We start from the raw sequence: 26,326 nt of genomic DNA, 5'->3' as shown, positions 1-26,326 counted from the left end.
ATAATGAGACAAACTCATTATTCTATAGATCATCACAAGATCTGCTCATGTTCATGCTTCGATACGCGAACGTTAACTTGATGGGTAGTACCGCCCTCCTCCCAACGAACGGTCACACTCAGGCCCTATGCTTGAACACGGCGCGCAAAATCCGCCCGCTAACCTTTCGATCTGTTCCAAGTGCGGGCACAATGCGTGTCCTTTTTTGGCAGGCACCGCCGCAGGCTCTCAAAAATGATCAAAACGCCGTATTACCTCATCGATAAACAGAAGCTTCTGGTCAACATGCAGAAGATTGCCTACGTGCGCGAGCAGTCCGGCGCCAAGGCTCTGCTGGCACTCAAGTGCTTTGCCACCTGGTCGGTGTTCGACCTGATGCAGCAATACATGGACGGCACCACCTCGTCGTCGCTGTACGAGTTGAAGCTCGGCCGCCAGAAGTTCGAAGGTGAAGCGCACGCCTACAGTGTGGCCTGGGCCGATGATGAAATCGAAGAGATGCTTGAGAACTGCGACAAGATCATCTTCAACTCCATCAGCCAACTGCAGCGGTTTGCCGAGCGTTCCGAGGGCAAGACCCGAGGCCTGCGCGTGAACCCGCAGGTGAGCAGCTCCGACTACCTGCTGGCCGACCCGGCGCGCCCGTTCAGCCGCCTGGGCGAATGGGACCCGGTGAAGATCGACGGCGTGATCGAGCAGATCTCTGGCTTCATGTTCCACAACAACTGCGAGAACGGCGACTTCAGCCTGTTCGACAAAATGCTTGGCACCATCGAGGAACGTTTCGGTGAGCTGCTGCACAAGGTCAAGTGGGTCAGCCTCGGCGGCGGCATCCACTTTACCGGTGAAGGCTACGCGCTGGACGCGTTCTGCGCGCGCTTGAAGGCGTTCTCCGAGAAGTATGGCGTGCAGGTGTACCTGGAACCGGGGGAAGCTGCGATCACCAACAGCGCCTCCCTGGAAGTCACCGTGCTCGACACTCTCTACAACGGCAAGCACCTTGCCGTGGTCGACAGCTCCATCGAAGCCCACCTGCTGGATCTGCTGATCTATCGCCTCAATGCCAAGCTGGCGCCAAGCGAGGGTGAACACACCTACATGGTGTGCGGCAAATCCTGCCTGGCCGGGGACATCTTCGGCGAGTATCAATTCGATCGTCCGCTGGCCATCGGCGATCGGCTGTCATTCATCGACACCGCGGGCTACACCATGGTCAAGAAAAATTGGTTCAACGGCCTGAAAATGCCGTCCATCGTAGTGAAACAACTCGACGGTACAGTCGAGGTGGTTCGTGAATTTGGTTACGACGACTACCTGTCCAGCCTTTCCTAAGCTGGCGGATATAGGAGAAATAAAGCAATTGAAAAAGAACGTTCTTATCATTGGTGCAGGAGGTGTCGCCAAGGTGGTGGCCCACAAGTGCGCGCAGCACAACGACGAACTCGGTCGTATTGCTATCGCGTCGCGCAACATCTCCAAATGCCAGGCCATCATCGACAGCGTCAAGGCCAAGGGTAGCCTCAAGGTACCCGCCGATATCCAAGCCTTTGCGCTGAACGCCCTGGACGTGGAAGCGACCAAAGCCTTGATCCGCGAAACTGAGTCACAGATCGTTATCAACGTCGGTTCCGCGTTCCTTAACATGTCGGTACTGCGCGCCTGCATCGATACCGGCGTGGCCTACCTCGACACCGCCATCCACGAAGAGCCGGGCAAGGTCTGCGAGACCCCGCCGTGGTACGGCAACTACGAATGGAATCACCTGGAAGAATGCAAACAGAAGAACATCACCGCCATCCTTGGCGTGGGCTTCGACCCAGGTGTCGTCAACGCGTACGCCGCGCTGGCGCAGCAACAGCATTTCGACCGCATTGATTCGATCGACATTCTCGACGTCAATGCCGGCTCCCATGGCAAATACTTCGCCACCAATTTCGATCCGGAAATCAACTTCCGCGAATTCACCGGGCAGGTGTGGAGCTGGCAGAACAGCCAGTGGACCAGCAACACCATGTTCGAAGTCAAACGCACCGACGACCTGCCGGTAGTTGGCTCGCAGAACCTCTACCTCACCGGCCACGATGAAGTGCACTCGCTGTCGAAAAACCTCGACGTGCCCAACGTGCGTTTCTGGATGAGCTTCGGCGAACACTACATCAACGTGTTCACCGTACTGAAAAACCTCGGCCTGCTCTCCGAGAAGCCAGTCAAGACCGCCGAAGGCCTGGAAGTGGTGCCGTTGAAAGTGGTCAAGGCCGTGCTGCCTGACCCGTCTTCGCTTGCCCCGGGCTACACCGGCAAGACCTGCATCGGCGACCTGGTCAAAGGCACCAAGGATGGCCAGTCGCGGGAAATGTTCATCTACAACGTGGCTGATCACGAAGAGGCGTATGCCGAGACCGACAGCCAGGGCATCTCCTACACCGCAGGCGTTCCACCGGTCGCTGCTGCGCTGCTGGTTGCGCGTGGCGAGTGGGATGTGAAGCACATGGCCAACGTCGAGGAACTGCCGGCTGAGCCGTTCCTGAAAGCGCTGGATGTGATGGGCCTGCCGACCCGGATCAAGGACGAGAACGGTGATCGCGCTTGGGATGCGATTGCCTGATAGGCGATAGCTGACTACACAAAAAAATGCGCCCAACCGGGCGCATTTTTTGTTTGGGTATTCTAGATATTCCCAGAACGCTGGAGAGCCAAATGTGGGAGGGAGCTCGCCCCCGATGGCTGTGTGTCAGCCAGCCTGTTCTTTACTGACCCACCGCTATCGGGAGCAAGCCCCCTCCCACATTTTGATCTGCTTTGCCTGTTATTCCAGGTTACGCGCCGAGTTGCTCAGCGCTCTTGAGCATTGCAACAACGCCGGTGCAAGCTGCTTTTCAGCCGCCGCCTGGCTCCAGCGACTAGTGGGCGCCACCACATGCACCGCCGCTACCGGTCGACCGTTGGCGCCCAGCACAGGCGCGCCGATGGTCATGTCGCCCAGGAACAGTTCCTGGCCATTTACCGCATACCCCTGCTCACGTACTTGCTGCAGCGACTCCAGAATTTGGTCGACGTCTGTCACGGTATGGCTGGTATGCGCCACTCGCTGACTGTTCTGGATAAGTGCCAGCGCTTCATCCTGCGGCAAGGCGCTCAAATACGCCCGCCCCGACGCGGTGCAGTACATCGGCACCCGCGAGCCGATCGGCATGTGCACCGGCACAAACCCGGCGCTGACAAACCGCGCAATGTAAGTCATGTCATGGCCCGCCGGCTCGGTCAGGCACGACGTCTCACCGGTCAACCGCGTCAACTCGGACAAGAACGGGTTGGCCACTTCAATCAGCGAATGCGCATCCAGGTAACTGAACCCCAGCTCCAGCACTCGAGGTGTGAGTTGGTAATGCCGTGTGCGCGAGTGTTTCCGAAGGTAACCCAGGCTTTCGAGGGTAAACACCATGCGCTGGGCCGAGCTTTTGGTCATGCCAGCAGCCTCGGCCGCCTCTGCAAGGCTCATGCTGCGGCGTTGGGCGCTGAATGCCTTGAGCACCGACAGGCCTTTTTCCAGGGATTGGTTGTGCAAACTATTGCGGTCTTCGGGCATGGCGAACTCGCGGGCTGGTCAATCAGGCGTGGCGATATTTCTACCTTAAAAGCTGTAAAATGACCACAAAATATCGCATATCGATACGATAAGTTCATTTATAAAACTTTATTAGGTCGTTTACGATTTTTCTGATTCAAAATGGCATAGAGCTTGCGGTTTTATCAGCAGTCGCTTGCGCAACTGACTTCTGTTTTTCTTATGGAGCAACCCGATGAACAGTCTTTCGCCCTTGTTTCGCCGCCTTGCCTTCGGTGTGTGTGCCACGCTTTGTATCAGCGTTGCGCACGCAGAGAGTGCGTCCTCGTACAAAGTCGGGGCAACGGCCAGTGGTTCGCCGTTTACCTTCCTCGATATCAAGAGCAATAGCATTCAGGGTGTGATGGTCGACGTGGCCGAAGCCGTGGGCAAGGCCGGTGGGTTCAGCAGCCAGATCGAGCAGACCAACTTTGCCGCGCTGATCCCTTCGCTGACTTCCGGCAAACTGGACTTTATTTCCGCCGGCATGCTCAAGACCGAAGAACGCACCAAGGTGGTCGACTTCAGCGCACCGGTGTATGCCTACGGTGAAGGCCTGATCGTCAGCGCCGACGACAATGGCGCATATCCCGACCTCACCCCGCTGAAAGACCAGGTGGTCGGCGTGCAAGCCGGGACGATCTTCTACGACCAATTGAACAAGCTGGGCATTTTCAAGGAAGTCCGCACCTACGACTCCATCGGCGAGATGATCCGCGACCTGTCCCTGGGCCGCATCAAGGCCGCCGTCGGCGACCAGCCGGTGGTGGCTTACCAGATCCGCCAGAAGCTGTTCAAAGGCGTGAAACTGGCGTCTGACTACCAGCCCACCAATGTCGGCGAAGTTTGTCTGGTGGTGCGCAAGGGCGATGTCGCAACCCTGGAGCGCCTGAACAAAGCCATCGCCAGCATCAAGGCCGATGGCATCCTGGACAGTATTCTCAAGAAATGGGGGCTGGATACCCAGGCGCGCCCATGAACCTGGCTGAGTTCCTGCAAAACGCCCAGGACTTCCTGCCGATCCTGCTGCAAGGCGCCTGGGTGACAATCCAGATCACGGTGTTGTCGTTCCTGCTCAGCAGCGCCATCGGCCTGGTGCTGGCGTTGCTCAAGCTGTCGCCGATCCGTGCGTTGTCGTGGACGGCCAGTACCATCATCAATGTGATCCGTGGCCTGCCGATCATCGTGCAGCTGTTCTACATCTACTTCGTGCTGCCGGACATGGGCATCCACCTCACCGCGTTCTACGCCGGAGTAATTGGCATGGGCATCGCCTATTCGGCGTACCAGGCCGAGAACTTCCGCACCGGCATCATTGCCGTCGAACAGGGCCAGCGTGAAGCCGCCGAGGCCCTGGGCATGCGCCCGATGCTGATGATGCGCCGGGTGATCCTGCCCCAGGCATTTCGCATCGCCCTGCCGCCCTACGGCAACACTTTGGTGATGATGCTCAAGGACTCGTCCCTGGTGTCCACCATCACCGTGGCGGAGATGACCCGCCAGGGCCAGCTGATCGCCTCGTCGACCTTTCAGAACATGACCGTCTACACCCTGGTCGCCCTGCTCTACCTGCTGATGAGCTTGCCGCTGGTATATGGCCTGCGCCGCATGGAGCAGTACCTGGGCCGGAGGAAAAAAGCATGATCGAGATTCGTCAGCTGCAAAAACACTACGGCGACCACCGCGTGCTGCACGGCGTCGACCTCGACGTGGCCAAGGGCGAAGTGGTGTGCCTGGTCGGCCCCTCGGGCTCGGGCAAATCCACCCTGCTGCGCTGCATCAATGCACTGGAAGCCTACGACGGTGGCCATATCAAGGTGTTCGGTGAAACTGTGCAGCGCGCCAGCAAGACCGTGCACACCCTGCGCAGCCGCATGGGCATGGTGTTCCAGCGTTTCAATCTGTTCCCCCACCGCACCGTGCTGGAAAACGTGATGGAAGGCCCGGTGTACGTCAAAGGTGAGCCGCCGCGGCAAGTGCGCGAGGAAGCCCTGGTGCTGCTGGAGAAAGTCGGCCTGAGCGCCAAGGCCGACGCCTACCCGGAACAACTCTCCGGCGGCCAACAGCAACGCGTGGCCATCGCCCGCGCCCTGGCGATGAAACCCGAGGCCATGTTGTTCGACGAACCCACCTCGGCCCTCGACCCGGAGCTGGTCGGCGATGTGCTGGCGGTGATGCGCACGCTCGCCGATGAAGGCATGACCATGATCGTGGTCACCCACGAAATGGGCTTCGCCCGTGAAGTAGCCGACCGTGTGTGCTTCCTGCATGGCGGCTATATCGTCGAAAGCGGCCCCGCCGAGCAGGTGCTGGGCAACCCACAGCATGCGCGCACCCAGGACTTCCTGCGGCGCGTGCTGCACCCCACCGGCAACACGCGGAGCCTGTCATGAAGTCGTTGTGGTCGGCGACTGCACCGTCAGTAGTGCCCACGCCCGCGTTGAACGAGTCAGTGAAGGTCGATGTGGCGATTGTCGGCGCTGGCTATACCGGCTTGTCGACAGCGCTGCACCTGGCCGAGCGTGGCGTGCACGTGTGCGTGCTGGAAGCCCATGAGCCAGGCTGGGGCGCATCGGGGCGTAACGGTGGGCAGGTCAACCCCACGCTCAAATATGACCCGGAGCAACTGGTAAGGATGTACGGGCCGGAGCGCGCCGAGACGCTGATCTCCACGGTGTCGGGCTCGGCAGACCTGGTATTCAAGCTGATCGAGCGACATGGCATCGATTGCGCCCCGGTGCGTAAGGGTTGGATGCAGGTGTCTTACAACGAAAGAGGCGTGACCAGGCTGCATGCGCGGGCGGACCAATGGGCTCGGCGCGGTGTGCCGGTGCAACATCTGGATGCCCGTGCAGTGGCGGCGCGCATGGGCAGCTCGGCGTTTGCCGGCGGCTGGCTGGATGGGCGTGCCGGCGCGATCCAACCCTTGGCATACGCCCGTGGCTTGGTCGCAGCGGCATTGGCGGCCGGTGCGCGGGTGCATGGCCACAGCGCGGTGACAGGGTTGCAGCGCCAGGGTTCGGCTTGGCAGTTGCAAACAGCGGGTGGCGCGCAGGTCACGGCCGATCAAGTGGTGCTGGCGACCAATGGCTACAGCAGTAACCTGTGGCCCGGCATGGCTCAGAGTGTGCTGGCGGCCAACAGTTTTATCGTCGCCACCAAGCCATTGAAGGGTCACGCAGCCCAGAGCATCTTGCCGGGCCAGGAAACCGTGTCTACCGCACAGAGGTTGCTGCTGTATCTTCGTAAAGACGCCTATGGGCGTCTGCTGATGGGTGGCCGCGGGCTGTTCAATGACCCCACCGGACCAGCCGACTTTGCCCACTTGGAGCGCTCATTGGCGCTGCTGTTTCCGCAATTGGGACCGCTGGAATTCGACTACCGCTGGGCCGGGCGTATCGCGATCACGCGGGACTTCATGCCCCATGTCCACGAACCGGCGCCGGGGCTGACCTTGGCACTGGGCTGCAATGGGCGTGGGATCGCGCTGTGTACCAGCCTGGGCCAGCAACTGGCCGGGCGGCTGTGCGACAGCCATACAGAGTTTGCCTACCCGGTGACGCCGTTGCAGCGGTTGCCGTTGCATGGGTTGCAGCGGTTTTATATTGGCGCTGGGGTGGCTTGGTACAGCTTGTTGGATCGGCTCAATATCGGTTGATCACATTTCAAGCACTGTCAATTTTCACAGGTTACCGCACGAGCAATACCCGCTAGGCTCACGCATCGGAGTTCAGGATGAGCTGGCTGAGTTGCAGGGCGATGAGCCGATGGAAAGGGACATGTTTATGAACAATCCAGACAGTCGCGCCGCCCGAGTCATCGGGCTGGCGTACAGCACCTGCTGTTATTTGGCGTTTTTGTTTACCTGTTTATATTTGATCGGTTTCGTTGGCAGTGTGGTGGTGCCTAAAAACATCAACGATGGGCCATTGGTTGCGTGGCCCACAGCCGTCTTGATCAACGGCGCACTGATCATTTTATTCGGCGTGCAGCACACGGTAATGGCCCGCAAAGGTTTCAAGCGCTGGCTGGCTACATTCATTCCCGCGCCGGCTGAACGCTCCACCTATGTACTGCTCAGCAGCCTGGTGCTCGGGGTGATGTTCTGGCTGTGGCAACCCATTCCCGACAGCGTCTGGGAGGTTGAAGCCGTGTGGGCCAAGACACTCCTGACCGGCCTGTTCTGGATGGGCTGGGGTATCGTTTTGCTGGCAACCTTCTTGATCAGCCACTTCGAACTGTTCGGGTTGAAGCAGGCGATTGATCGTTGGCGCAACACGCCGCAGCAGGCACCGATATTCAGGACCCCGTTGCTCTACAAAATCGTGCGTCACCCGCTGTACCTGGGGTTTTTGATCGCGTTCTGGGCAACACCACATATGACGGTGGGTCATCTGGTGTTTGCGCTGGGGATGTCGGTTTATCTGTTCATAGGCGCCCGCTTCGAAGAAAGGGATTTGGTGGTGCTGTTTGGCGAGCGCTATCGGCGTTATCAGAGTGAAGTGGGCATGGTTGTGCCGCGCCTCAACAGGCCCCGTCGCTAACCCACTGCCGCCTACCCACTGTAGGAGCGAGCTTGCTCGCGAAGATCGTCAACGATAACGGGGGTAACCTGGATGACCGTAGGGCCAGTAAGTTTTTCGCGAGCAAGCTCGCTCCTACGGGGGGGTATGGCTCGGACGTTTCCCACAGCTGTTTCAGGTTGTCGCTCGGAACTTCGCTGACTAACCTCTGGCCGTCGCTGCCAATTCAGCGACCGGATTTGACCGTCCGATTAATTGAAGTACTGTCACCCCGATACCTATTTCAGGCGTTTTTTTGTGTCTGAGGTATCGTGTCGCGGCGGCTGTACGCGGGATACCTTCGGGTATGCCGGATTTCCTTTGATTGCCGGTCGGTCAACCTGCGTACAGCTGCCACCCTCTTTGCTTGACCGCGAATGTTGGCAGTTCCACTAATCTTAGGACCTTCAACATGATCAAAGACACTCCCAATCCCCCAGAAAAACTCTTTACCGTGCGCCCCAACCTCGGCACGGAAACTCTGCTGATCAACGCCTCCAAGACCTAGCCTCGATTACCGACATCGCCACCCAACTCGCTTTCGAAATCGACGGCCCCCAACGCAATGTAGCGCTGGGCATCTGCCGAATGCTCGAAGGCGTGCAGTTGCTTGTGGACAAAGTCTTGGATACCGCCCATCCAGTCGCCTAGAAAGTGATCGTTCCTGCGTTCACTGCATGGGAACGATCAAACTGCGTAGGGCAGTGTATGCAGACGCAGTAAACACTCCATGAGTTGAAGCGCTATCGCTAAATCGCCTAAAAAACTGTCAACTCTCACAGGCTATTAGTGAACAAAAAACCGTCATCATAGCCGCGTCAAAGTGATGCTTTGGGCAAAAACAGCGAAAGGAAACTTATCATGACCTACCCACTTCAAGGCAATTATGATGGCGGTGTCGGAAACGTATACCGTCTGGTTATTAAAAACTTCAACGAATCAGGGGGGAGCTTCAACGCTGACTTTCATGACACGCGTACTAACGTATGGGAGACCGTGAAAGGGAGTTATAATTTTTTCAGCGATGATCGCCAAGAAACCGTACTTGAATTCCGAACCAAGGCAGGCTCTTGGCGCTGGGAGGCGGACTTCGTTGACAAAGCGCCTTCCTTTAAGAAATGGGTAGCTCACTTTACGCCCGCCACAAGTACCGTCAAAGAGCCAACCGAGTTTATTAAGGAGTCCGACACACCGAAACCCCGCCCCACGGCAGACGAAGTGCAACTTGAACCTTGACTCGACACTTGGCGATCGATCTCACGCGCTGCGTGGGATCGATGTCAGTTAAAACACCGACCACCCAATCCGCTCACTCGACAATTCCAACGCCTTCATCCCCGCCAGCGAGTTCCCCCGCCGCCTACCTGCTCTTGCCCGGTTTGGTGGGCAATATCGACGGTAACAGCGTGAAGTGAGCATGATTGTGCCGCAACTCAGAAAGCGGCGCCGTTAGCCTCCTTGTAGGAGCGAGCTTGCTCGCGAAGATCGTCAACGATGACGCAGGTAGTCTGGATGAACGCGGGGCCAGTGAGTTTTTCGCGAGCAAGCTCGCTCCTACAGTGAGGTCGTGGAACCTAGTAACCACTCAGACTTCTCCAACGGTTTTTTCAGGTCGTCGCCTTGAATGAAGCTGCCTACCCTGGTGCCGTCGCGCCCACCCCAACAAGCCGCCAGCTCAACTTTTTAGTGTTCGGAACTTTTTCTAAAATTACAACTGCCAAACATGACAGTTTATTGAAACTTATCTCAATAAAAAACGAAAAAATATTCTTATTTCGTCTATAAGAACCCACCGAAAAACTTGACACCTAATTACATGATAACTAATGTTCAACGTAACCTATCAATAGAGAACCTAACCATGAGCACTGCCAATGACCTCTCAAGAGAGGACATCACTAGACGAGTAATTAGTGTCATAGAAGACCATAAAGAAGTCACAGATAAAGTCTCGCTCCAGTCATCGACTTCTAGTCTCGACTTGGACTCTCTGAGTACTATTGGAATAATCATGGCAATAGAAGATGAATTTTCATTAGACATTCCGGACGTAGAGGTAGAACAGTTAAGAACTATAGAACAACTTATTGACTATATTTCAGCAGCCACGCAGGCTCTCTGACCCTCTTGACGTGCCTAGCTTTAAAGTCGCCCCTGCATTCTAAGCAGGAGCGGCTCCTTACCTGACCCCAAAACTATTTTATTAGCCAGGTATCGGTAGAGCTGATTAGAGGCGGGCACGAAGTTTCTTGATAAGCAAGAAATTTATCATCACTTTGGAGGAACGCATACTTTGCGCCTCTCGCCCGTACAAACGTCATCGACCCACACCCATCAACGTTAAAGGTATAGACGTCACCCACACTTGTCGGAATTCTAAAAAAGTATAAATTAATCTCACCTCGGGAAAACGCTGTCATCGTTGCACCTGTGTGCGCCTTACCTTCATTATCGCTTACAGAAACGGTATATCCCCCTCCTCTTGCAGGAGAAATCACTCCTATGTTTTCATGGGATTTTACATCGCGTTCCGCATAAGCATTAATACAAATAAAACTAATTAAATATAAAAATTTAGAATTCATAAGCTATCGTCCTTGAAACAGCACATCTGTGCCGGAAATTTGAATGCCAAACCGCTCAAATTGAGCAACCCTAGATATCATAATGCCATCATCCATTGAATGGAATGCTTGATTCCTTGATATCTTCAGAACACCGACCACCCAATCCGCTCACTCAACAACTCCAACGCCTTCATCCCCGCCAGCGAGTTGCCCGCCGCATTCAACTCCGGCGACCACACGCACACCGTGAACTGCCCCGGCACCACCGCGACGATCCCGCCACCTACCCCACTCTTGCCCGGCAGCCCGACGCGGTAGGCAAAATTGCCCGCCTCGTCATACAGCCCGCTGGTGGCCATGATCGAGTTGACCTGCTTGGTCTGGCGCGCTGTCAAAATCTGCTCGCCACTGTGGGCACTCACGCCTTCGTTGGCCAGGAAACTGAACGCCCGGGCCAGGTCCAGGCAGCTCATCTGCAAGGCGCAGTAGTTGAAGTAGCTGTGCAGCACCGCGTCCACATCGTTGTGAAAGTTGCCGAAGGATTTCATCAGGTAGGCCATGGCCGCATTACGTGCGCCATGCTGGGCTTCGGACTCGGCAACCAGGCTGTTGACCAGGATCTGCGGGTTGCCCGACAGGCGCCGCACAAAGTCACGCATCGACAGGATCGGCACGGCGAAGCGCGATTGGTTGATGTCGCAGATCACCAGGGCGCCGGCATTGATAAACGGGTTGCGCGGGCGGCCGCGTTCGAATTCCAGTTGCACCATGGAGTTGAACGGCTGCCCCGACGGTTCATGGCCCAGGCGTTCCCAGATGCTCTCGCCGCCGTGATCGATGGCCTGCACCAGGCTGAACACCTTGGAGATGCTCTGCACCGAGAACAGGGTGTCGGCGTCACCGGCGCAATAAGCTGCGCCGTCATTACCGTATACCGCGATACCGAGTTGGTCGGCAGGCACATCGGCCAGTGCGGGAATGTAGTCGGCCACTTTGCCGAGGCCGATCAGGGGGCGCACTTCGTCGAGGATCGACTCGAGCAGCGCCTGCATATCTTGTCCTGTCATCTTTGTTTGAATCAGTAAAAAAACCAGGCGCGCAGGATACGTTAATGGGCGCGGAAGCCCCACACAATCTCTACCACCCGCTCGGCAACCACAACGTACATCAGGATCAACAACAGTTGCAGCGCCAAGTGATAGCGCAACTTGGCCAGCCTTCGAATGCCATCACTGACGTTCAGCAACATCAATAGCGTCGACAGGATAATCAGCCCCCACCCGGCGACGTTGGAGGCGAACACCCCGATAAACAACTCACGCTGCCCCACCAGCGTATTGGTCCCCGCCGCGAACAACAGCGCGCACACCAGCAGATTCTTTACGTTGTCGAAGATCTGTGTGCTCAGGTCGTTGTCCAGCAACGCCAGATACCGTGTCCATAACGTGCGCATGCTTGAGTACCGAGTGGGAAGGCTCGTCAATCAAGGTAGTTCAATTGTGGGCGCTGTCGAGCGTTGGCCAGGCTTAGAAATGCGCCACATCCGAGACCTGCTCATCCAGCACATCCCGGGCCAGCGCCCAGGCGCGGTCCTTGGACTCCACCACCAGCAACGGGTAGCCCCAGGCCTTGCCGAATGTCACGGCAAAGGGCTTGAGGGCCAGGCGCTTGGCGGCGCTGGGTTCGACCTGGATCATGCCTCTGACGTAAGCGCGTAACGCCGCCTTGTGCGTCTTCATCCAGATCGAGGCCTGCTTGCGTTCTTCATGGGAGTGCGCGTGAGTGTCTTCATCCACGGCTTTCTCGTGCAGCAGCACGAAGGGCTGCTTGCGGGCCAGCAGGCGTTCGAAAAGCAGAAAGGCATCCTCTGGGCCGCCCTGATTTGGCGCGTCGAAAACGATTTTCACCACAGGAAAAGTTGAACTGTCGAGTCGCATGGCAAAGCTCCTTGGATGAGATTGGTTCTCATCATAAGCGCCAAGGTGCTGGACGGCATTGCACATAATAGCCAGAATGTTTCGCAAACCAGCCAAGATAGCCAGCACCATGGTTCATCACCGCCTCGACCACTACGACCCCAGCCGGGTACGCGATGCCGCTGCCATCCCGCGCCAGATAGTTGCCGTGGGCGCATCCAGTACTTCCGAGCGCTGGGAACATACCCCCCACCACCATCAGCACGGGCAACTGATCTACACCTTGCGCGGCGTGGTGCATTGTGTGATCGAGGCCGGTATCTGGATCGTGCCGCCACAGTGCGCACTGTGGATACCCGGCGGTGTGATCCACGCGGCGCGGGGGGCCGGGGAAGCCGATGTGTATTGTCTGCTGATCGATCCCGGCGCTGCCAGCGCCCTGCCCCGCCAATGTTGCACCCTGTCGGTGTCGCCATTACTGCACGCGTTGATCGGCAAGGCGGTCAGTTTCCCCCCGCTCTACGACGAAGACGGTGCCCAGGGCCGGCTGGTGGCGACCTTGCTGGATGAGCTGGCCGAGGCCCCCATCGAGGCCTTGCATTTGCCGATGCCCCAAGACCCACGCTTGATGCGATTGGCCAATAGCTTACTGGCCAACCCCGGCGACAAATCCACCTTGGGCGAGTGGGCCATGCGCATAGGCATGAGCGAGCGCAGCATGACGCGCCTGTTGCTGGAGCAGATCGGTTTGAGTTTCGGCCGCTGGCGCCGCCAACTGCACGTGATCCTCTCGCTGCAACGCCTGGCCAACGGCGAAAGTGTGCAGAGCGTGGCCCTGGACCTGGGTTACGAAAATGCCAGCGGGTTTATCACCATGTTTCGCAAGGCGATGGGCCAGCCGCCGGCGCGCTACCTGGCGGACCGCATGGGTGCGACGAGTCAGGACGCCCAACCCGGTATCGCGATGCGCGAGGTCGCGGACTAAATGCAAATTTCTGATATTGAATAAATATCAACATTTTATATTTTAATAATTAGGTTAGAACCAAACGGCATTTTACAGGCTCGGCCGCTGGCCCTACTTTCACGTCTACGGACCGACCCCCTGCCCGGTGGAGGCTTGTTTACCGACCTCGACAAGGACCTGACCATGAGCATTGAATTCATCGGCTATATCGGCGGCCACCACGCCTCGGAAATCCACCCGCGCAGCGGCCCGACCCTGCAACCGGACTACGTCGAAAGCGTCGCCCGCGCCCATGAAACGGCGGGCTTCGACCGCGCCCTGATAGCCTTCCACTCCAACAGCCCGGACAGCACGCTGATCGCCGCCCATGCGGCCAGCGTCACCACCAGGCTGCAGTTTTTAATCGCCCACCGCCCGGGTTTTGCCCAGCCCACATTGGCTGCACGCCAGTTCGCCACGCTGGATGTGTTCAACGGTGGGCGTACTGCCGTGCACATCATCACCGGCGGCGATGACAACGAACTGCGTGCCGATGGCAGCCATATCGGTAAGGACGAACGGTATGCGCGCACCGACGAGTACCTGAGCGTGGTGCGCCAGGAGTGGACCAGCGAGCAGCCCTTCGACTTCACCGGCACTTACTACCAAGTGCAAGGCGCGCACTCCACGGTGAAGTCGCCACAACAGCCGCATATCCCGCTGTATTTTGGCGGCTCTTCAGCGGCGGCGATTGCCGTGGCCGGCAAGCATGCGGATGTGTATGCGCTGTGGGGCGAAACCTATGAGCAGGTGCGCGAGGTGGTGACCCAGGTGCGCGCCGAAGCGGCCAAGCATGGGCGTACGATTCGCTTCAGCCTGTCGTTGCGGCCGATCCTCGCCGACACCGAGGAACTGGCGTGGCAACGTGCCGAGCAGATTCTGCAGCAGGCCACGGCGCTGGCCGAGAAGAATGGATTTGTGCGCCGCGAGCCGCCGAATGAAGGCTCGCGACGGTTGCTGGCGGCGGCGGCTCAGGGGTCGCGGTTGGATAAGCGTTTGTGGACCGGGATTGCCGGGTTGCTCGGGGCGCAGGGCAATTCCACGTCGTTGGTGGGCACTGCTGAGCAAGTCGCAGAGGCGCTGTTGGATTACTACGACCTGGGAATTACCACCTTCCTGATTCGTGGGTTTGACCCGCTCAATGATGCGATTGACTATGGCAAGAAGTTGATTCCCCTCACCCGCCAGTTGGTTGCCGAGCGGGAGCAGGCCCAGCAAGTGGCTTAAGAACAATGTGGGAGGGAGCAAGCCCCCTCCCACATTTGATTTGCTGCGCACTCAGGATCAGTTTTTGTAGTCGGTATCAGTCCGCTCCAACTGCCGCACCAGCGCATTCCAATGCCGCGCCACTCCGGGCCCTTGCCCATTGCTGAACACCTTGGCCTGCTCCTCGACCTTGGCCACCACCTCTGCCGGCGGGAAGATCAACTCGGCATTCCCCGCCGCCTGCGCGGCGATCTGTATGTTGCAGGCGCGCTCCAGGCTTTGCAGTTGCTGGAAGGCGTGCTCGACGCTGACGCCTGCCGTCAACAAGCCATGGTTGCGCAGAATCATCACGCTCTTGTCGCCCAGGTCTGCCACCAGCCGCTCACGCTCATCCAGGTCCAGGGCCACACCCTCATAACCGTGGTAGGCCACGCGCCCGGAGAACGCAATGGAGTGCTGGGAAATCGGCAGCAAGCCGTCCTTCTGCGCCGACACCGCAATACCATCGCGGGTATGGGTGTGCAGCACCGCTTGCAGGTCATGGCGCGCGCCGTGGATGGCGCTGTGGATCACGTAGCCGGCGTAGTTGATCCCCAGGCCAGTGGGGTCGTCGACGATGGTGCCATCGAGGTCGACCTTGACCAGGTTGGAGGCGCTGATTTCATCGAACAACAACCCGAAGGCGTTGATCAGGAAATGCTCGTCGGGCCCCGGTACACGGGCCGAGAAGTGCGTATAGATATGGTCAGTCCACTTGTACAAGGCCGCCAGGCGGTAGGCGGCGGCCAGTTTGACGCGCACCTCCCATTCCTCTGGCGTGACGCGCTGGCGGACGGTATTGGAAACACTGGAAAGCGAGGTGACGCTGCTCATGGCAAAACTTCCTGGATGGCCTTAAGGACTCAAGGCCAGCCTAGGGGAAGCAAAAAAATAATAAAAAGCACATTTTAATCTAAGCTAATTATTATTTTTTTTCATATCACGCGACGTTGCGGATCTTGTGCAGGGAGTCTGCCACCCACTGGCCAAACGCATCCACCGGCCCCTGCAGGTTGCCAAGGAAGTGCGGGTAGATCAGCCACAGGTCCATCACCGGCTTGAAGTCCTTGAGCGGCATCACTGCCAGCTGCTCGCGATGGGCACTGCGCTCCAATAACGGGCGCGGTACCAGGCCAAGGCCGAGGCCGTCGGCCACCAAACCTAATTGCAGTTCGGTGCCGAAGGTTTCCAGGTTCACTCGCAGCGCCAGGCCCTGGTCAGACAAGGTGCGTTGCAAGCCGGCTCGGAAGCCGCAGCCGTCCGGGTTGAGGATCCAGCCGTTCTGGTACACATCCGCCAGCTTGCACGGCTTTTTCGGCAACTGCGCCTTGGCGCAGACCACCACCAGCTCCATCTTGCCGATGGACTCACCGACGATGTTGTCCGGGAAGATCTTGCCCGCCGGGAACAACGCCACCGCCGCATCCAGCTCGCCGCGTTCGATCTTGCCGACCAATTGGCTGCCCCAGCCGGTGGCGACCTGGGCGCGCAGGTCGGTGTATTCAGTGCGCAGGTGCTTGAGCGCGTCCAGCAACACCACGTCGCCGATGGTCTGCGGTACACCCAGGCGCAACACGCCGGTGGGCGGCGCATCGGTAGCTACCAGTTCGCGCAGGGCGTCCATCTCGCGCAGGATCAGCCGGCATTGTTCATAGACGCGGGTGCCGATCAGCGTCGGCTTGAGGGGCTTGGTGTTGCGGTCGAACAGCTCCACGCCCAGGGCCTGCTCGAAGTTCTGCACACGGCGGGTAATGGCCGGCTGGGTCAGTTGCAACGACTCGGCGGCATGGCTGATGGACTGGCAACGAATCACTTCGACAAAGGCATCGATATCGTCAATTTTCATTTGGGCCGCACATAGAGATCAGTCATTAAGATGTGCGTGAAGCATAGTTGCCGCCAACCGGTCTGGATAGCCCACGCTGTGATCGATAACGTCTAACCCTATTCAAACCGGATCTAAATTACCTTCGGCTATAAGCTAATCATTAAAAAATAGCATATTAACCATAAACATTATGCTTATATAAAGCCATCAACCCAGCCGATGGAATGGTCATGACCCAGGCCCGACACCCCGAGAGACTCAGAGCCTTCATAGGCGCCCTGGCGGAACTGATCGACGCCAATCCGCGTGAAGGCGACCTGCTGCACCGTGGCGGCAAGCTGCTGGCGCAACTGGTCAGCCATGATGACTGGCTCCCTGACGAATTCGCCCAGCCTGACCCCGAGCGCTACCAGCAATTCTTGCTGCATGCCGATTCGCGCCAGCGTTTCAGCCTTGTCAGCTTCGTGTGGGGGCCGGGGCAACGCACACCGATTCATGACCATCGGGTATGGGGGCTGATCGGCATGTTGCGCGGCTCGGAATTTTCCCAGGGGTTTGCCCGTGCCCCCGATGGCAGCCTGATGGCTGAAGGCAAACCGACCCAGCTATTGCCGGGTCAAGTCGAAGCGGTATCGCCCAGGATTGGCGATATTCATCAGGTCAGCAATGCCCACGCCGACCAGGTGTCCATCAGCATCCATGTGTACGGTGCCAATATCGGTGCGGTACGCCGTGCGGTGTATCAACCGGACGGTAGCGAAAAACTGTTTATCTCTGGTTATTCCAACGCCTATCTCCCGAATATCTGGGACTTGTCCAAAGAAAAGAGCCCTGCCCTATGACCACCGTATCGACCCGCCGCTATGCGCAGATTCGCCAGGCCCTGTTGGACCGTGAAGAAGTCGCGCTAATCGACGTGCGCGAGGAAGCGCCGTTTGCCGAGGCCCACCCGCTGTTCGCCGCGAATATCCCGCTGTCCAAGCTGGAACTGGAGGTGTATTCGCGCATTCCACGCCGCGACACCCAGGTCACCCTGTATGACAACGGTGAAGGGCTGGCCAGCCGCGCGGCCGAACGCCTGGTTGCGCTGGGCTACACCCAGGTCAGCCTGCTTGAAGGCGGGCTGGAGGGTTGGCGCCGGGCCGGTGGCGAGCTGTTTATCGACGTCAACGTACCCAGCAAGGCCTTTGGCGAACTGGTCGATAGCCAGCGCCATACGCCGTCCCTGGCCGCCGAAGACGTGCAGGCCCTGCTCGACAGCCAGGCCGATGTGGTGGTGCTCGACGCCCGCCGTTTCGACGAATACCAGACCATGAGCATCCCCACCGGCATCAGCGTGCCGGGCGCCGAATTGGTACTGCGCGCCCGCGAACTGGCACCCGACCCGGCCACGCGCATTATCGTCAACTGCGCCGGGCGCACCCGCAGCATTATCGGCACCCAGTCGCTGATCAATGCCGGCGTTCCCAACCCCGTGTCAGCCCTGCGCAACGGCACGATCGGCTGGACATTGGCCGGGCAAACACTGGCCCATGGCCAAGCCCGCCGCTTCGCGCCAACGCCAGAGGAACACCGCCAGCGCGCCGCCGAGGCTGCGCGCCGCGTCGCCGACAAGGCACGGGTCGGTCGCGCCAGTCTTAACGATCTTCACCGCTGGCAGCAGGATGCGACTCGCACCACCTACCTGTTCGATGTGCGCACCCCGGAAGAATTCGAAATCGGCCATTTGCCCGGCGCACGCTCCACGCCCGGCGGCCAATTGGTGCAGGAAACCGATCACGTTGCCAGCGTACGCGGGGCGCGCCTGGTGCTGGTGGACGACGACGGCGTGCGCGCCAATATGTCCGCTTCCTGGCTGGCCCAGTTGGGCTGGCAGGTGCATGTGCTGGATGACCTGCAAGCGACGCATTTCAGCGAACGTGGCGCGTGGGTCGCACCGGTCCCTGCGCCGCCCCAGGCCGAACTGATCAGCGCGCCTACCCTCGCCGACTGGCTGGGCCATGGCGACACCCTGGTGCTGGACTTCACTGCCAGCGCCAACTATGTCAAACGCCATATTCCCGGGGCCTGGTGGATCCTTCGCGGGCAACTGCCCCAGGCCCTGGCCAATGTGCCGCCTGCGCAACGCTACGTATTGACCTGCGGCAGCAGCCAGTTGGCGCGCCTGGCGGTGGCCGAAGTCGAGGCCCTGACTGGCAAGCAGGTGTTCCTGCTACAGGACGGCACCGCCGGCTGGATCGCCGCGCAACTGCCTCTGGAAGAAGGCGAAACCCACCTGGCCTCGCCGCGTATCGACCGCTACCGCCGCCCCTATGAAGGCACCGATAACCCTCGGGAAGCCATGCAGGCTTACCTGGACTGGGAGTTCGGCCTGGTCGCGCAACTGGCCCGCGACGGCACCCATGGTTTCTATGTGATCTGAGTCACCGCTGCACCGTTCCCACGGACATCCGACCCCTTCTCCAGGCGGAGGTATCTCCTTTTATCCAACGCCTGGAGTTTGCCCCATGCTGTACGCCACCCCATTCAAACGCCTGCTGCTGGGCGCTGCATTGGCCCTCGGCCTGTCCACCGCCCAGGCCGCCGACCTGCAACCGCTGCGCGTAGCCAACCAGAAGTCCACGATCAAGGCACTGCTGGACGCTTCTGGCGAAAGCCAAAACGTTCCCTATGAAATCAAGTGGTCGGAATTCCCCTCGGCCTCGCCCCTGGGCGAAGCGCTGAATGCCGGCGCCGTGGATGTAGGCGCCCTGGGCGATGCTCCCTATGTATTCGCCTTGGGCGCGGGCGCATCGATCAAAGTGATCAGCATCATCCATGCCGAAGGGCGTAACACCACTGCACTGCTGGTGCCCAAGGACTCGCCGATCAAGACCGCGGCGGATCTCAAGGGCAAGAAAATCGTCACCGGCCGCGGCTCCATCGGGCACTACCTGGCCATCAGAGCCCTGAACGATGCCGGCCTGAGCACCCAGGATGTGCACTTCATTTTTCTGCTGCCCGCCGAGTCACGGCTGGTGCTGGACAACGGCACTGCGGATGCCTGGGCAACATGGGACCCCTACACCACCGTGGTCACCTCACAGAGCAACGCCCGCGTGCTGGTCAGCGGCAAAAACCTGTTGAGCAATCACCTCTATTTCGCCGCCACCGGCCAGGCGATCGCCGACAAACGCGTGCAACTGGACGACTTTGTCGCACGGGTTGACCGCGCCTACGCCTGGGCCAACACCCACCCCGATGAATATGCCGCCGCCCAGGCCAGGATCACTGGCTTGCCATTGGCCGTGCACATCGAAGTGGCCAAGGACACCCACCTGTCACCCGTCAAAATTGACGACAGCGTGGTCCGCGGCCTGCAAGCCACCGCCGACACCTATGTCAAAGAAGGCCTGCTACCCAAGCACATCGACGTCTCCCAGGGCTTCGACCCAAGCTTCAACGCCAAGCGCGGGCCCCAGCTGTAGTGCCAGCCCCGCTCAAGGCGCTGGCCTGGACACTCTCCCTTCCCACTTTGACCGAGTACCTGCTGATGACTCACTCGTCTCTACGGGCTGTGGACGTCGTCGATTTCGACACCACGCTCGAACGCCTCAGCGCCGAACTGGCCAGCACCGCCCACGTCTATGACGAAAGCGGCGCCTTCCCCCACGCCAACTTCAAGCTCTTGCACCAGCACGGCCTGCTCGCCCTGACCGTGCCCAAGGCTCTCGGCGGCGGCGGTGCCAGCCTGGCCCAGGCGCGCAAGGCCATCAGCGCGATAGCCAAGGGCGAACCGTCCACGGCGCTGATCCTGGTGATGCAGTACCTGCAACACAGTCGCCTGCAAGACAGCCAGGCCTGGCCCGCACACCTGCGCGTCAAAGTCGCTGAGGATGCAGTGCGCAACGGCGCGCTGATCAACGCCCTGCGTGTCGAACCAGACCTGGGCACCCCGGCCCGTGGTGGTCTACCGGCCACCACCGCGGTGCGCGGTGCCGACGGCTGGCGTATCAGCGGGCGCAAGCTCTACTCCACCGGCAGTCATGGCTTGAGCTGGTTCAGCGTGTGGGCGCGCAGCGATGATGCCGACCCGCTGGTGGGCGCCTGGCTGGTGCCCAAGGACAGCCCCGGCGTGAGCATCATCGACACCTGGAATCACCTGGGCATGCGCGCCACCTGCAGCCATGAGGTGGTACTCGACAACGTGCTGGTGCCGCTGGACCACGCCGTCAGCACCAGCCCCTGGAGCGCACCGCAGTCGGAGCTCGACGGTGACGGCTTGCTGTGGATGTCGGTGCTGCTGTCGTCGGTTTACGACGCCGTGGCCCAGGCGGCGCGGGACTGGCTGGTGAGCTGGCTGGAGGAACGCAAGCCATCCAACCTCGGCGCGGCGCTGTCCAGCTTGCCGCGTTTCCAGGAGACCGTCGGCCATATCGACACCCTGCTGTTCGCCAACCGCAGCCTGCTCGACGCCGCCGCCGAGGGGCATACCCCGGCCGCTAACGCTGCACAATTGAAGTACCTGATCACCCATAACGCCATTCGCGCCGTGGAACTGGCCATTGAGGCCTCCGGCAACCCCGGCCTGTCACGCCACAGCCCGCTGCAACGGCATTATCGCGACGTGCTGTGCAGCCGCGTACACACCCCGCAGAACGACGCGGTGTTGCAAGGCGTCGGTAAAGCCGTGTTCACCCAACGCCAGAAGGAACGCACATGAGCCAGGTGATTATTGCCAGTCAGTTGGACGAAGACTTCAACCAGGTGATCCGCGAGCGCCTGGCACCGCTGCACCCCGAGGCCCAGGTGTTCGGATTGCCGGTCGGCGTGCCCAGCGACCTGCCGCCCCAGGCCAATATCCTGTTGCTGCGTCCGATCAACGTACGCGGCTACACCGCGCCCGACACACCGCCGCCGGGCTGGCCCTATGGCGCGCAATGGGTGCACCTGGTGTCGTCGGGTATCGACTTTTACCCACAGTGGCTGTTCAACGGCCCACCCGTGACCACGTCCCGGGGCAGCGCCGCCGACAACCTCGCCGAGTTCGCCCTGGCCGCGATCTTTGCCGCGTCCAAGCACTTGCCGGATATCTGGGTGAAGGACGCGCAGTGGCATTTCACTGCTCTGCGCCCGCTCAAGGGCACCACCCTGGGCATTCTTGGCTTTGGTGCGATTGGTGAAAGCCTGGCGCAAAAGGCCCTGGCCCTGGGCGTCAAGGTGGTCGCGCTGCGTCAGAGCCAGGCACCCTTCAGTGCCGGTGTTGAAGCGGCCACGGACATCCACGACCTGTTCGCCCGCGCCGACCACCTGGTGGTGGCGGCACCGCTGACCGAAGCCACACGCCATATCATCAACCGTGACGTGCTGGCCAGCGCCAAGCCTGGGCTGCACCTGATCAACATTGCGCGTGGAGGGTTGCTCGATCAGGAGGCATTGCTGGAGGCGCTGGATAACGGCCAGGTCGGCCTGGCCTCGCTTGACGTGACCGAGCCGGAACCCTTGCCGGATGGGCACCCGTTGTACAGCCATCCACGGGTGCGGTTGTCACCGCATACGTCGGCGATTTCGACCAACAGCAAGGATGAGATTGCCGATGCGTTTTTGGCGAATCTGCAGCGGTATATTTCAGGTATCGAACTAGCGAATCTAGCTAACGCCTGACGCAGTTCAAAATGTGGGAGGGGGCTTGCTCCCGATAGCGGTGGGTCAGTCTCTATATCTATGACTGACCCACCGCTATCGGGAGCAAGCCCCCTCCCACATTATTTCTGTGTTGGCTGGGAGAGATCATTTGATGCGGTAGTGGAAGGTGTTGCGCACTGCCGGCACGGCCACGGGCTTGCCGTCGACGACTCTGGGCTGGTAACGAAAGGTATTCGCCGCCGCCAATGATGGCCGGATAAACAGCGGGTGGCAGCCGTCCAGTACCTTGGGATTCTCCACGCGACCCTGAATGTTGACGCTGTACTCCAAGGTGCAATCGCCTTCAATATTCTTGTCCAGGGCGCGCTCGGGATAGTCCGGTGCTGCCTTGCTCAGGGGTTGATATTGGCGGCTGTCGAAGGCTGGCGCAGGTATGGCAGCCCGGGCTTTTTCAGCGGCCAGGCGTTGCTGATCAAGGCGTTGTTGTTCCAGCTCGCGGTTGCGTTGTTCGGTGGCGAGCCGCTCCTGCTGTTGTTCGGCTTTCTTCTCCTCGACACGTTTACGCGCCAAGGCGGCTTTCTCGAGTTTTTGCACCTGCACCTGCGGGTCGACCCTGGGCTTTGCCGGCACCGGTACAGGCTCAGGCTCAGGGGGTGCGGAGGTAGCCACCAACGGTTCAGGCGCGGGCGCAGCTGGCAACATGACCAACTGCGTGTGCATCACCCGAGGCGCATCCACCACCGGCTTTTGCGTCGACCAGCCCATCATCAACGCGGCCAGCACGCCCACATGCAGCGCCACCGCCAGGCCGGCAGCGAGGCTGTTTCTCCAAACCCCCGAAGCATCCCTGGGCGTCATCGCCGGAGTGGGACTATGCATGATCATCGCCGTCATTGCGGGGCCTCGGTCACCAGTCCCAGGTTGCTGACACCGCTCTTTTGCAACACCGCCATGGCCGCGACCACCCGGCCATAACCGGCGTTGTCGTCAGCGCGGATATACACCTGGGTGTCACTGCGCGCCGCCACCACCTGCATGACCTTGGCGCCCATTGCTTCCAGGCTTACGGCGCTGTCGGTCTGATGCTGGGTATCGAGTTCGCCGCCGAGGTTCCAGTAGTAGCCACCGTCGGCCTTTACCGACAGCGTGAGGATCTGCTGGCGGGTGTCGGTGGCCAGCGCCTCGGCGGCGACCTTGGGCAGTTCGATCTTCACGCCCTGGGTCAGCATCGGCGCGGTGACCATGAAGATCACCAGCAGCACCAACATCACGTCGATATACGGCACCACGTTCATTTCGACCTTGGGCCCGTGCTTGCGTTGCGGCCTGACTAACATGGGAATTGCTCCTTTCAGGCGGCCACGGCCAGGTTGCTCGACGTGCCGCTCAGGGAGCGGTGCAGGCGCACTTGCAGCTCATTGCCAAACGCGTAGTAGCGGGTGAGCAGTGTCTGGCCGCGGGCCGCGAAGCGGTTATAGGCGATTACCGCGGGGATGGCCGCAAACAGGCCGATGGCCGTGGCGATCAAGGCTTCGGCGATGCCCGGCGCTACGGTGGACAACGTGGCCTGTTGCACCTGGGACAGGCCGATAAAGGAATTCATGATGCCCCACACTGTGCCGAACAGGCCGATGTAAGGGCTGACCGACCCCACAGTGGCGAGAAATTGCAGGCCCTTTTCCAGCTCGATTTCCTGCTCGGTGATCGCTACTTGCAAGGCGCGCTCCACGCCTTCGAGCACAGCCGGGTCATGATTGTGCAGGTGCTGGTATTCCTGGACCCCGGCGATAAAGATCGGCGCGATGCCGCCCTCGCCCGCCTGCAGCGTGTCGCGGTACAGCGCCTGCAAATCTGGTGCGGCACGAAAACGCTGCACGAAACCGTTCAACTGCCGTTCCAGGCGGCGCAGCACACTGCCGCGCTGGATTATCAGGTACCAACTGAGCAAGGACGCCAACAGCAAGGTCAGCATGACCGCCTTGACCAACAGGCTGGCGTCGCTGATCAACCCCCAGATCGTCATATGTTCCATCGTCGCGTGCATGGTCAAACTCCTATTCGATTGAAAATGAATGACTGCCTGATGACAGACTCAAGGCAACTTCAAGGCGCGGGCCACCTCGGCCCAGGGCACGAACTTGAAGTTCTGGGTTTGCTCGGGCATGCGCTTGCGTCCGTCCTGCACCACCAGCATGCCCTGGCTCCATGGCCCGCCCAGGTTCACGGCCGTGACCTCGAGGCCGTCGGTTTCGGAGGCACCATCGATACCGGCGGCGGCATTCAAGCCAACGCGCAGGGCACCGTGCACGGCAAACGGCGGTTCGGCGTCCACCACCAGGTAGCTGTCATTGCCCTGGCTGGAGATCACCAGATAGTCACGTTGATCGCTCTGGTACAGCGCCAGGCCCTCGACATCCGCATGCAGCTGCGGGCCGACCTTGATCACGCTGGTCAACGTTGCCGGCTGATCGGCGCGTGCATCCACTGCCCATACACCGACGTCTTCCTCACCGATAAACAGGCGCTGGCGTTGATCATCGGCCACGCAGCCTTCGGGTTGGCTGTCGACCTTGAACTGGCGCACCAGCTCGCCTTGCACACGCCCATCCGGCGCGCTGAGACGGTATTGCAGGAAGGTGCCGTCCTTGCCGTTGGCAATCGCGTAGATCTCGCCGCTGGCAGGCTGGAACAGGCAGATGCCATAGATGTCCTTGAGCGGCGTGGTCACTTCCCCGGCTTCACGCAGCTCGCCGCTCTGACGGTCGATGCTGAACAGGCTCAGGCTGTTGCGGTCGCGGTTGCTCGCCACGGCCAGGTCGACCGTTTGTGCGCCGAGCTTGAAGTTGGAACGTACATCGACGTTATTCAGACGGCCCACCGCCAGCTCCTGCAACAGCTTGCCGTCGAGGTCATAGGCGAGCAGGCCCTGTTTTTTGTTGGTGCCGAGCACACGGCTGCTGGCCGGTGTCTGAGGGTGAATCCAAATCGCCGGGTCATCCGCCGCATCGCCTTGACGGCCGACCGGGTCGCTCTGGCGCAAGGCCGCGACCTCCGGCAACACCGGGGCGACTACAACGGGCTTGGCCTGCCAGTCGAGCCTGGCCTGATAAAGCTTGCCGCTGTCGTCATCGCGCACCAACAATTGGCGACCATTGATCGCCAATTGCTGTGGCTCTTTCAGACCCGCCAGGCTCAAGCTCGATTGCTCCGCCCAGCGCTCGCCGGCTTGCTGGAACAGGTGCAACTGGGCGGTCTTCGGGTCCAGCGCAACCATGCCACCCGGCACCAGCGCCATGGCCCCGGCTTCGCGCTTGGGGTTGTCGAACAGCGCCACAGGCGTGCGTTTCACATCAGCTTCGGGATGCGCAGGGTAGGCCCACCAGCCGACATTCTCTTCATTGACAACCAACTGCTGGGTGGCGTCGTCCACCTGGCAGAACTGCGCCGACGGCGGCAGCGGCAAACCGCGTACCCGCTGGGGTTCAGTGAGCAGCGTCGAGCCGTTGCCTACCAGCCATTGCTCGCCCTTGCCCTCTTCACCTACCAGGAATACGAACAGGTTGGCCGCCGAATCGCGATAAAGGCACAGGCCATTCACCGAGTAGTCACGGGTTGGCAGGTACAGGGGCTTGCCCCAGTTTTTGCTGGCGGTATCCAGGCTGATCAGCAACGCCTGTTGGCGGTCATTGTCGAGGCTGGCGACCAGTACTTGTGCACCGGCAGGCCGGGTGTCGAGGCTGGTGAAGTTGCCTTTGAAGCGCGCCAGTTCGACGCCCTGGCTGTCGAGCAGTTGTAGCCCGTCGCGGGTACCGGCGGCCAGGCGCTCGGTGGCGTTGGGCAAGAAGGCCACGGCTTCGGCATTCAAGCTCGGCGCCCAAGGCGACAGGGCCAGGTCGGTGGCAAAGGCATTGGCGCTGGTGACCAGCGCGATCAACAGGTACAGCTTGGAAATTCTCATGAACAGGCAAAATCC

At 60.0% G+C, this 26,326-nt stretch carries 27 protein-coding genes and 1 pseudogene; 17 read left to right on the top strand and 11 right to left on the bottom strand.

Going from position 1 to position 26,326, the window contains the following annotated elements:
• Nucleotides 1-234 precede the first annotated feature (234 nt).
• A complete protein-coding gene (locus tag QZR30_RS26215) occupies nucleotides 235-1,332 on the top strand; it encodes a carboxynorspermidine decarboxylase (protein WP_043050558.1) in 1,098 nt (365 codons plus the stop codon).
• 28 nt (nucleotides 1,333-1,360) lie between these two features.
• Nucleotides 1,361-2,605 carry a saccharopine dehydrogenase family protein gene (locus tag QZR30_RS26210; RefSeq protein ID WP_274358385.1) on the top strand — a complete coding sequence of 415 codons (1,245 nt, stop codon included), beginning with the start codon at nucleotides 1,361-1,363 and terminating at the stop codon, nucleotides 2,603-2,605.
• A gap of 201 nt (nucleotides 2,606-2,806) precedes the next feature.
• Here QZR30_RS26210 and QZR30_RS26205 read toward each other — a convergent pair whose 3' ends face one another.
• A complete protein-coding gene (locus QZR30_RS26205) occupies nucleotides 2,807-3,586 on the bottom strand; it encodes an IclR family transcriptional regulator (protein ID WP_311904581.1) in 780 nt (259 codons plus the stop codon).
• Between the two features lie 214 nt (nucleotides 3,587-3,800).
• Between QZR30_RS26205 and QZR30_RS26200 the strand changes: the two genes are divergently transcribed.
• The 8 genes and pseudogenes from QZR30_RS26200 (at nucleotide 3,801) to QZR30_RS26160 (ending at nucleotide 10,288) form a co-directional block, all read left to right on the top strand.
• Entirely contained in the window at nucleotides 3,801-4,583 is a 783-nt protein-coding gene (locus QZR30_RS26200) for an ABC transporter substrate-binding protein (RefSeq protein ID WP_311904580.1), read from the top strand.
• Entirely contained in the window at nucleotides 4,580-5,248 is a 669-nt protein-coding gene (locus QZR30_RS26195; RefSeq protein ID WP_046072262.1) for an amino acid ABC transporter permease, read from the top strand. Before QZR30_RS26200 ends, QZR30_RS26195 begins: the two co-directional genes overlap by 4 nt.
• Nucleotides 5,245-5,997: an amino acid ABC transporter ATP-binding protein gene (locus QZR30_RS26190; RefSeq protein ID WP_046072261.1), complete on the top strand. Its 753-nt coding sequence runs from the start codon at nucleotides 5,245-5,247 to the stop codon at nucleotides 5,995-5,997. The genes QZR30_RS26195 and QZR30_RS26190 overlap by 4 nt, the downstream gene beginning before the upstream one ends.
• Nucleotides 5,994-7,262 carry an NAD(P)/FAD-dependent oxidoreductase gene (locus QZR30_RS26185; protein WP_056846478.1) on the top strand — a complete coding sequence of 423 codons (1,269 nt, stop codon included), beginning with the start codon at nucleotides 5,994-5,996 and terminating at the stop codon, nucleotides 7,260-7,262. The genes QZR30_RS26190 and QZR30_RS26185 overlap by 4 nt, the downstream gene beginning before the upstream one ends.
• Nucleotides 7,263-7,383: 121 nt before the next feature.
• Entirely contained in the window at nucleotides 7,384-8,148 is a 765-nt protein-coding gene (mddA, locus tag QZR30_RS26180) for a methanethiol S-methyltransferase (RefSeq protein WP_442967609.1), read from the top strand.
• 430 nt (nucleotides 8,149-8,578) lie between these two features.
• Nucleotides 8,579-8,817: pseudogene (locus tag QZR30_RS26170) on the top strand (DUF6124 family protein).
• A 210-nt stretch (nucleotides 8,818-9,027) separates the two neighbouring features.
• Nucleotides 9,028-9,402, top strand: a complete 375-nt coding sequence (locus QZR30_RS26165) for a hypothetical protein (protein ID WP_311904578.1) — start codon at nucleotides 9,028-9,030, stop codon at nucleotides 9,400-9,402.
• Between the two features lie 625 nt (nucleotides 9,403-10,027).
• Nucleotides 10,028-10,288 (top strand): phosphopantetheine-binding protein, encoded by a 261-nt coding sequence (locus QZR30_RS26160; protein WP_311904577.1) that lies wholly within the window; start codon nucleotides 10,028-10,030, stop codon nucleotides 10,286-10,288.
• A 73-nt stretch (nucleotides 10,289-10,361) separates the two neighbouring features.
• On the opposite strand, the gene QZR30_RS26155 is transcribed toward QZR30_RS26160, so the two are convergent.
• From QZR30_RS26155 to QZR30_RS26140, 4 genes are all read right to left on the bottom strand, one after another.
• Nucleotides 10,362-10,751, bottom strand: a complete 390-nt coding sequence (locus QZR30_RS26155) for a hypothetical protein (RefSeq protein ID WP_311904576.1) — start codon at nucleotides 10,749-10,751, stop codon at nucleotides 10,362-10,364.
• A gap of 125 nt (nucleotides 10,752-10,876) precedes the next feature.
• The gene (gene glsB, locus QZR30_RS26150; RefSeq protein WP_046072259.1) at nucleotides 10,877-11,785 is read right to left on the bottom strand and encodes a glutaminase B; all 909 of its coding nucleotides are present in this window, start codon (nucleotides 11,783-11,785) and stop codon (nucleotides 10,877-10,879) included.
• 56 nt (nucleotides 11,786-11,841) lie between these two features.
• Nucleotides 11,842-12,186, bottom strand: coding sequence for a hypothetical protein (locus QZR30_RS26145; protein WP_046072258.1), 345 nt, complete (start codon nucleotides 12,184-12,186; stop codon nucleotides 11,842-11,844).
• A 73-nt stretch (nucleotides 12,187-12,259) separates the two neighbouring features.
• Nucleotides 12,260-12,670 carry a hypothetical protein gene (locus tag QZR30_RS26140; RefSeq protein WP_311904574.1) on the bottom strand — a complete coding sequence of 137 codons (411 nt, stop codon included), beginning with the start codon at nucleotides 12,668-12,670 and terminating at the stop codon, nucleotides 12,260-12,262.
• 109 nt (nucleotides 12,671-12,779) lie between these two features.
• Here QZR30_RS26140 and QZR30_RS26135 point away from each other — a divergent pair, with 109 nt between their 5' ends.
• Nucleotides 12,780-13,634: an AraC family transcriptional regulator gene (locus tag QZR30_RS26135; RefSeq protein WP_056846494.1), complete on the top strand. Its 855-nt coding sequence runs from the start codon at nucleotides 12,780-12,782 to the stop codon at nucleotides 13,632-13,634.
• A 165-nt stretch (nucleotides 13,635-13,799) separates the two neighbouring features.
• Nucleotides 13,800-14,882 (top strand): LLM class flavin-dependent oxidoreductase, encoded by a 1,083-nt coding sequence (locus tag QZR30_RS26130; protein WP_057022699.1) that lies wholly within the window; start codon nucleotides 13,800-13,802, stop codon nucleotides 14,880-14,882.
• A 57-nt stretch (nucleotides 14,883-14,939) separates the two neighbouring features.
• On the opposite strand, the gene QZR30_RS26125 is transcribed toward QZR30_RS26130, so the two are convergent.
• Both QZR30_RS26125 and QZR30_RS26120 read right to left on the bottom strand, forming a co-directional pair.
• The gene (locus tag QZR30_RS26125; protein ID WP_046072256.1) at nucleotides 14,940-15,734 is read right to left on the bottom strand and encodes a class II aldolase/adducin family protein; all 795 of its coding nucleotides are present in this window, start codon (nucleotides 15,732-15,734) and stop codon (nucleotides 14,940-14,942) included.
• Nucleotides 15,735-15,840: 106 nt separating this feature from the next.
• Nucleotides 15,841-16,746, bottom strand: a complete 906-nt coding sequence (locus QZR30_RS26120) for a LysR family transcriptional regulator (RefSeq protein WP_046072255.1) — start codon at nucleotides 16,744-16,746, stop codon at nucleotides 15,841-15,843.
• Between the two features lie 212 nt (nucleotides 16,747-16,958).
• On the opposite strand from QZR30_RS26120, the gene QZR30_RS26115 reads away from it, so the two are divergent.
• The 5 genes from QZR30_RS26115 to QZR30_RS26095 all read left to right on the top strand — a co-directional run bounded on the left by QZR30_RS26115 (nucleotide 16,959) and on the right by QZR30_RS26095 (nucleotide 22,371).
• Nucleotides 16,959-17,570, top strand: coding sequence for a cysteine dioxygenase (locus QZR30_RS26115; protein WP_046072254.1), 612 nt, complete (start codon nucleotides 16,959-16,961; stop codon nucleotides 17,568-17,570).
• A complete protein-coding gene (locus QZR30_RS26110; RefSeq protein ID WP_311904572.1) occupies nucleotides 17,567-19,150 on the top strand; it encodes a rhodanese-related sulfurtransferase in 1,584 nt (527 codons plus the stop codon). Before QZR30_RS26115 ends, QZR30_RS26110 begins: the two co-directional genes overlap by 4 nt.
• An 85-nt stretch (nucleotides 19,151-19,235) precedes the next feature.
• On the top strand, nucleotides 19,236-20,195 hold the full coding sequence (locus QZR30_RS26105) for an ABC transporter substrate-binding protein (RefSeq protein ID WP_068967020.1): 960 nt from the start codon (nucleotides 19,236-19,238) through the stop codon (nucleotides 20,193-20,195).
• Between the two features lie 65 nt (nucleotides 20,196-20,260).
• The gene (locus QZR30_RS26100; protein ID WP_311904570.1) at nucleotides 20,261-21,430 is read left to right on the top strand and encodes an acyl-CoA dehydrogenase family protein; all 1,170 of its coding nucleotides are present in this window, start codon (nucleotides 20,261-20,263) and stop codon (nucleotides 21,428-21,430) included.
• Nucleotides 21,427-22,371 carry a D-isomer specific 2-hydroxyacid dehydrogenase family protein gene (locus tag QZR30_RS26095; RefSeq protein ID WP_311904569.1) on the top strand — a complete coding sequence of 315 codons (945 nt, stop codon included), beginning with the start codon at nucleotides 21,427-21,429 and terminating at the stop codon, nucleotides 22,369-22,371. The genes QZR30_RS26100 and QZR30_RS26095 overlap by 4 nt, the downstream gene beginning before the upstream one ends.
• A 126-nt stretch (nucleotides 22,372-22,497) precedes the next feature.
• Here QZR30_RS26095 and QZR30_RS26090 read toward each other — a convergent pair whose 3' ends face one another.
• The 4 genes from QZR30_RS26090 to QZR30_RS26075 are packed head-to-tail and all read right to left on the bottom strand — an operon-like array spanning nucleotide 22,498 to nucleotide 26,311.
• Entirely contained in the window at nucleotides 22,498-23,247 is a 750-nt protein-coding gene (locus QZR30_RS26090; protein ID WP_056846484.1) for an energy transducer TonB, read from the bottom strand.
• Nucleotides 23,244-23,690 carry a protein TolR gene (gene tolR, locus QZR30_RS26085; RefSeq protein WP_311904566.1) on the bottom strand — a complete coding sequence of 149 codons (447 nt, stop codon included), beginning with the start codon at nucleotides 23,688-23,690 and terminating at the stop codon, nucleotides 23,244-23,246. Before tolR ends, QZR30_RS26090 begins: the two co-directional genes overlap by 4 nt.
• 14 nt (nucleotides 23,691-23,704) lie before the next feature.
• Nucleotides 23,705-24,397 carry a protein TolQ gene (gene tolQ, locus QZR30_RS26080; RefSeq protein ID WP_046072248.1) on the bottom strand — a complete coding sequence of 231 codons (693 nt, stop codon included), beginning with the start codon at nucleotides 24,395-24,397 and terminating at the stop codon, nucleotides 23,705-23,707.
• A gap of 48 nt (nucleotides 24,398-24,445) precedes the next feature.
• Nucleotides 24,446-26,311, bottom strand: a complete 1,866-nt coding sequence (locus tag QZR30_RS26075) for a phytase (protein WP_059397627.1) — start codon at nucleotides 26,309-26,311, stop codon at nucleotides 24,446-24,448.
• Nucleotides 26,312-26,326 lie beyond the last annotated feature (15 nt).

This window comes from Pseudomonas sp. rhizo25 (assembly GCF_031931935.1).
Taxonomy (GTDB): Bacteria; Pseudomonadota; Gammaproteobacteria; order Pseudomonadales; family Pseudomonadaceae; genus Aquipseudomonas; species Aquipseudomonas synxantha.
This window is presented reverse-complemented; position numbering and strand designations above follow the sequence as displayed.

What these genes read in the sequence shown, in the direction of transcription:
- QZR30_RS26215 (WP_043050558.1), top strand. Translation starts at nt 235, where the DNA reads ATGATCAAAACGCCGTATTACCTCATCGATAAACAGAAGCTTCTGGTC.
- QZR30_RS26205 (WP_311904581.1), bottom strand. Translation starts at nt 3,586, where the DNA reads ATGCCCGAAGACCGCAATAGTTTGCACAACCAATCCCTGGAAAAAGGC.
- QZR30_RS26200 (WP_311904580.1), top strand. Translation starts at nt 3,801, where the DNA reads ATGAACAGTCTTTCGCCCTTGTTTCGCCGCCTTGCCTTCGGTGTGTGT.
- QZR30_RS26195 (WP_046072262.1), top strand. Translation starts at nt 4,580, where the DNA reads ATGAACCTGGCTGAGTTCCTGCAAAACGCCCAGGACTTCCTGCCGATC.
- QZR30_RS26190 (WP_046072261.1), top strand. Translation starts at nt 5,245, where the DNA reads ATGATCGAGATTCGTCAGCTGCAAAAACACTACGGCGACCACCGCGTG.
- QZR30_RS26185 (WP_056846478.1), top strand. Translation starts at nt 5,994, where the DNA reads ATGAAGTCGTTGTGGTCGGCGACTGCACCGTCAGTAGTGCCCACGCCC.
- mddA (WP_442967609.1), top strand. Translation starts at nt 7,384, where the DNA reads ATGTTTATGAACAATCCAGACAGTCGCGCCGCCCGAGTCATCGGGCTG.
- QZR30_RS26165 (WP_311904578.1), top strand. Translation starts at nt 9,028, where the DNA reads ATGACCTACCCACTTCAAGGCAATTATGATGGCGGTGTCGGAAACGTA.
- QZR30_RS26160 (WP_311904577.1), top strand. Translation starts at nt 10,028, where the DNA reads ATGAGCACTGCCAATGACCTCTCAAGAGAGGACATCACTAGACGAGTA.
- QZR30_RS26155 (WP_311904576.1), bottom strand. Translation starts at nt 10,751, where the DNA reads ATGAATTCTAAATTTTTATATTTAATTAGTTTTATTTGTATTAATGCT.
- glsB (WP_046072259.1), bottom strand. Translation starts at nt 11,785, where the DNA reads ATGCAGGCGCTGCTCGAGTCGATCCTCGACGAAGTGCGCCCCCTGATC.
- QZR30_RS26145 (WP_046072258.1), bottom strand. Translation starts at nt 12,186, where the DNA reads ATGCGCACGTTATGGACACGGTATCTGGCGTTGCTGGACAACGACCTG.
- QZR30_RS26140 (WP_311904574.1), bottom strand. Translation starts at nt 12,670, where the DNA reads ATGCGACTCGACAGTTCAACTTTTCCTGTGGTGAAAATCGTTTTCGAC.
- QZR30_RS26135 (WP_056846494.1), top strand. Translation starts at nt 12,780, where the DNA reads ATGGTTCATCACCGCCTCGACCACTACGACCCCAGCCGGGTACGCGAT.
- QZR30_RS26130 (WP_057022699.1), top strand. Translation starts at nt 13,800, where the DNA reads ATGAGCATTGAATTCATCGGCTATATCGGCGGCCACCACGCCTCGGAA.
- QZR30_RS26125 (WP_046072256.1), bottom strand. Translation starts at nt 15,734, where the DNA reads ATGAGCAGCGTCACCTCGCTTTCCAGTGTTTCCAATACCGTCCGCCAG.
- QZR30_RS26120 (WP_046072255.1), bottom strand. Translation starts at nt 16,746, where the DNA reads ATGAAAATTGACGATATCGATGCCTTTGTCGAAGTGATTCGTTGCCAG.
- QZR30_RS26115 (WP_046072254.1), top strand. Translation starts at nt 16,959, where the DNA reads ATGACCCAGGCCCGACACCCCGAGAGACTCAGAGCCTTCATAGGCGCC.
- QZR30_RS26110 (WP_311904572.1), top strand. Translation starts at nt 17,567, where the DNA reads ATGACCACCGTATCGACCCGCCGCTATGCGCAGATTCGCCAGGCCCTG.
- QZR30_RS26105 (WP_068967020.1), top strand. Translation starts at nt 19,236, where the DNA reads ATGCTGTACGCCACCCCATTCAAACGCCTGCTGCTGGGCGCTGCATTG.
- QZR30_RS26100 (WP_311904570.1), top strand. Translation starts at nt 20,261, where the DNA reads ATGACTCACTCGTCTCTACGGGCTGTGGACGTCGTCGATTTCGACACC.
- QZR30_RS26095 (WP_311904569.1), top strand. Translation starts at nt 21,427, where the DNA reads ATGAGCCAGGTGATTATTGCCAGTCAGTTGGACGAAGACTTCAACCAG.
- QZR30_RS26090 (WP_056846484.1), bottom strand. Translation starts at nt 23,247, where the DNA reads ATGACGGCGATGATCATGCATAGTCCCACTCCGGCGATGACGCCCAGG.
- tolR (WP_311904566.1), bottom strand. Translation starts at nt 23,690, where the DNA reads ATGTTAGTCAGGCCGCAACGCAAGCACGGGCCCAAGGTCGAAATGAAC.
- tolQ (WP_046072248.1), bottom strand. Translation starts at nt 24,397, where the DNA reads ATGCACGCGACGATGGAACATATGACGATCTGGGGGTTGATCAGCGAC.
- QZR30_RS26075 (WP_059397627.1), bottom strand. Translation starts at nt 26,311, where the DNA reads ATGAGAATTTCCAAGCTGTACCTGTTGATCGCGCTGGTCACCAGCGCC.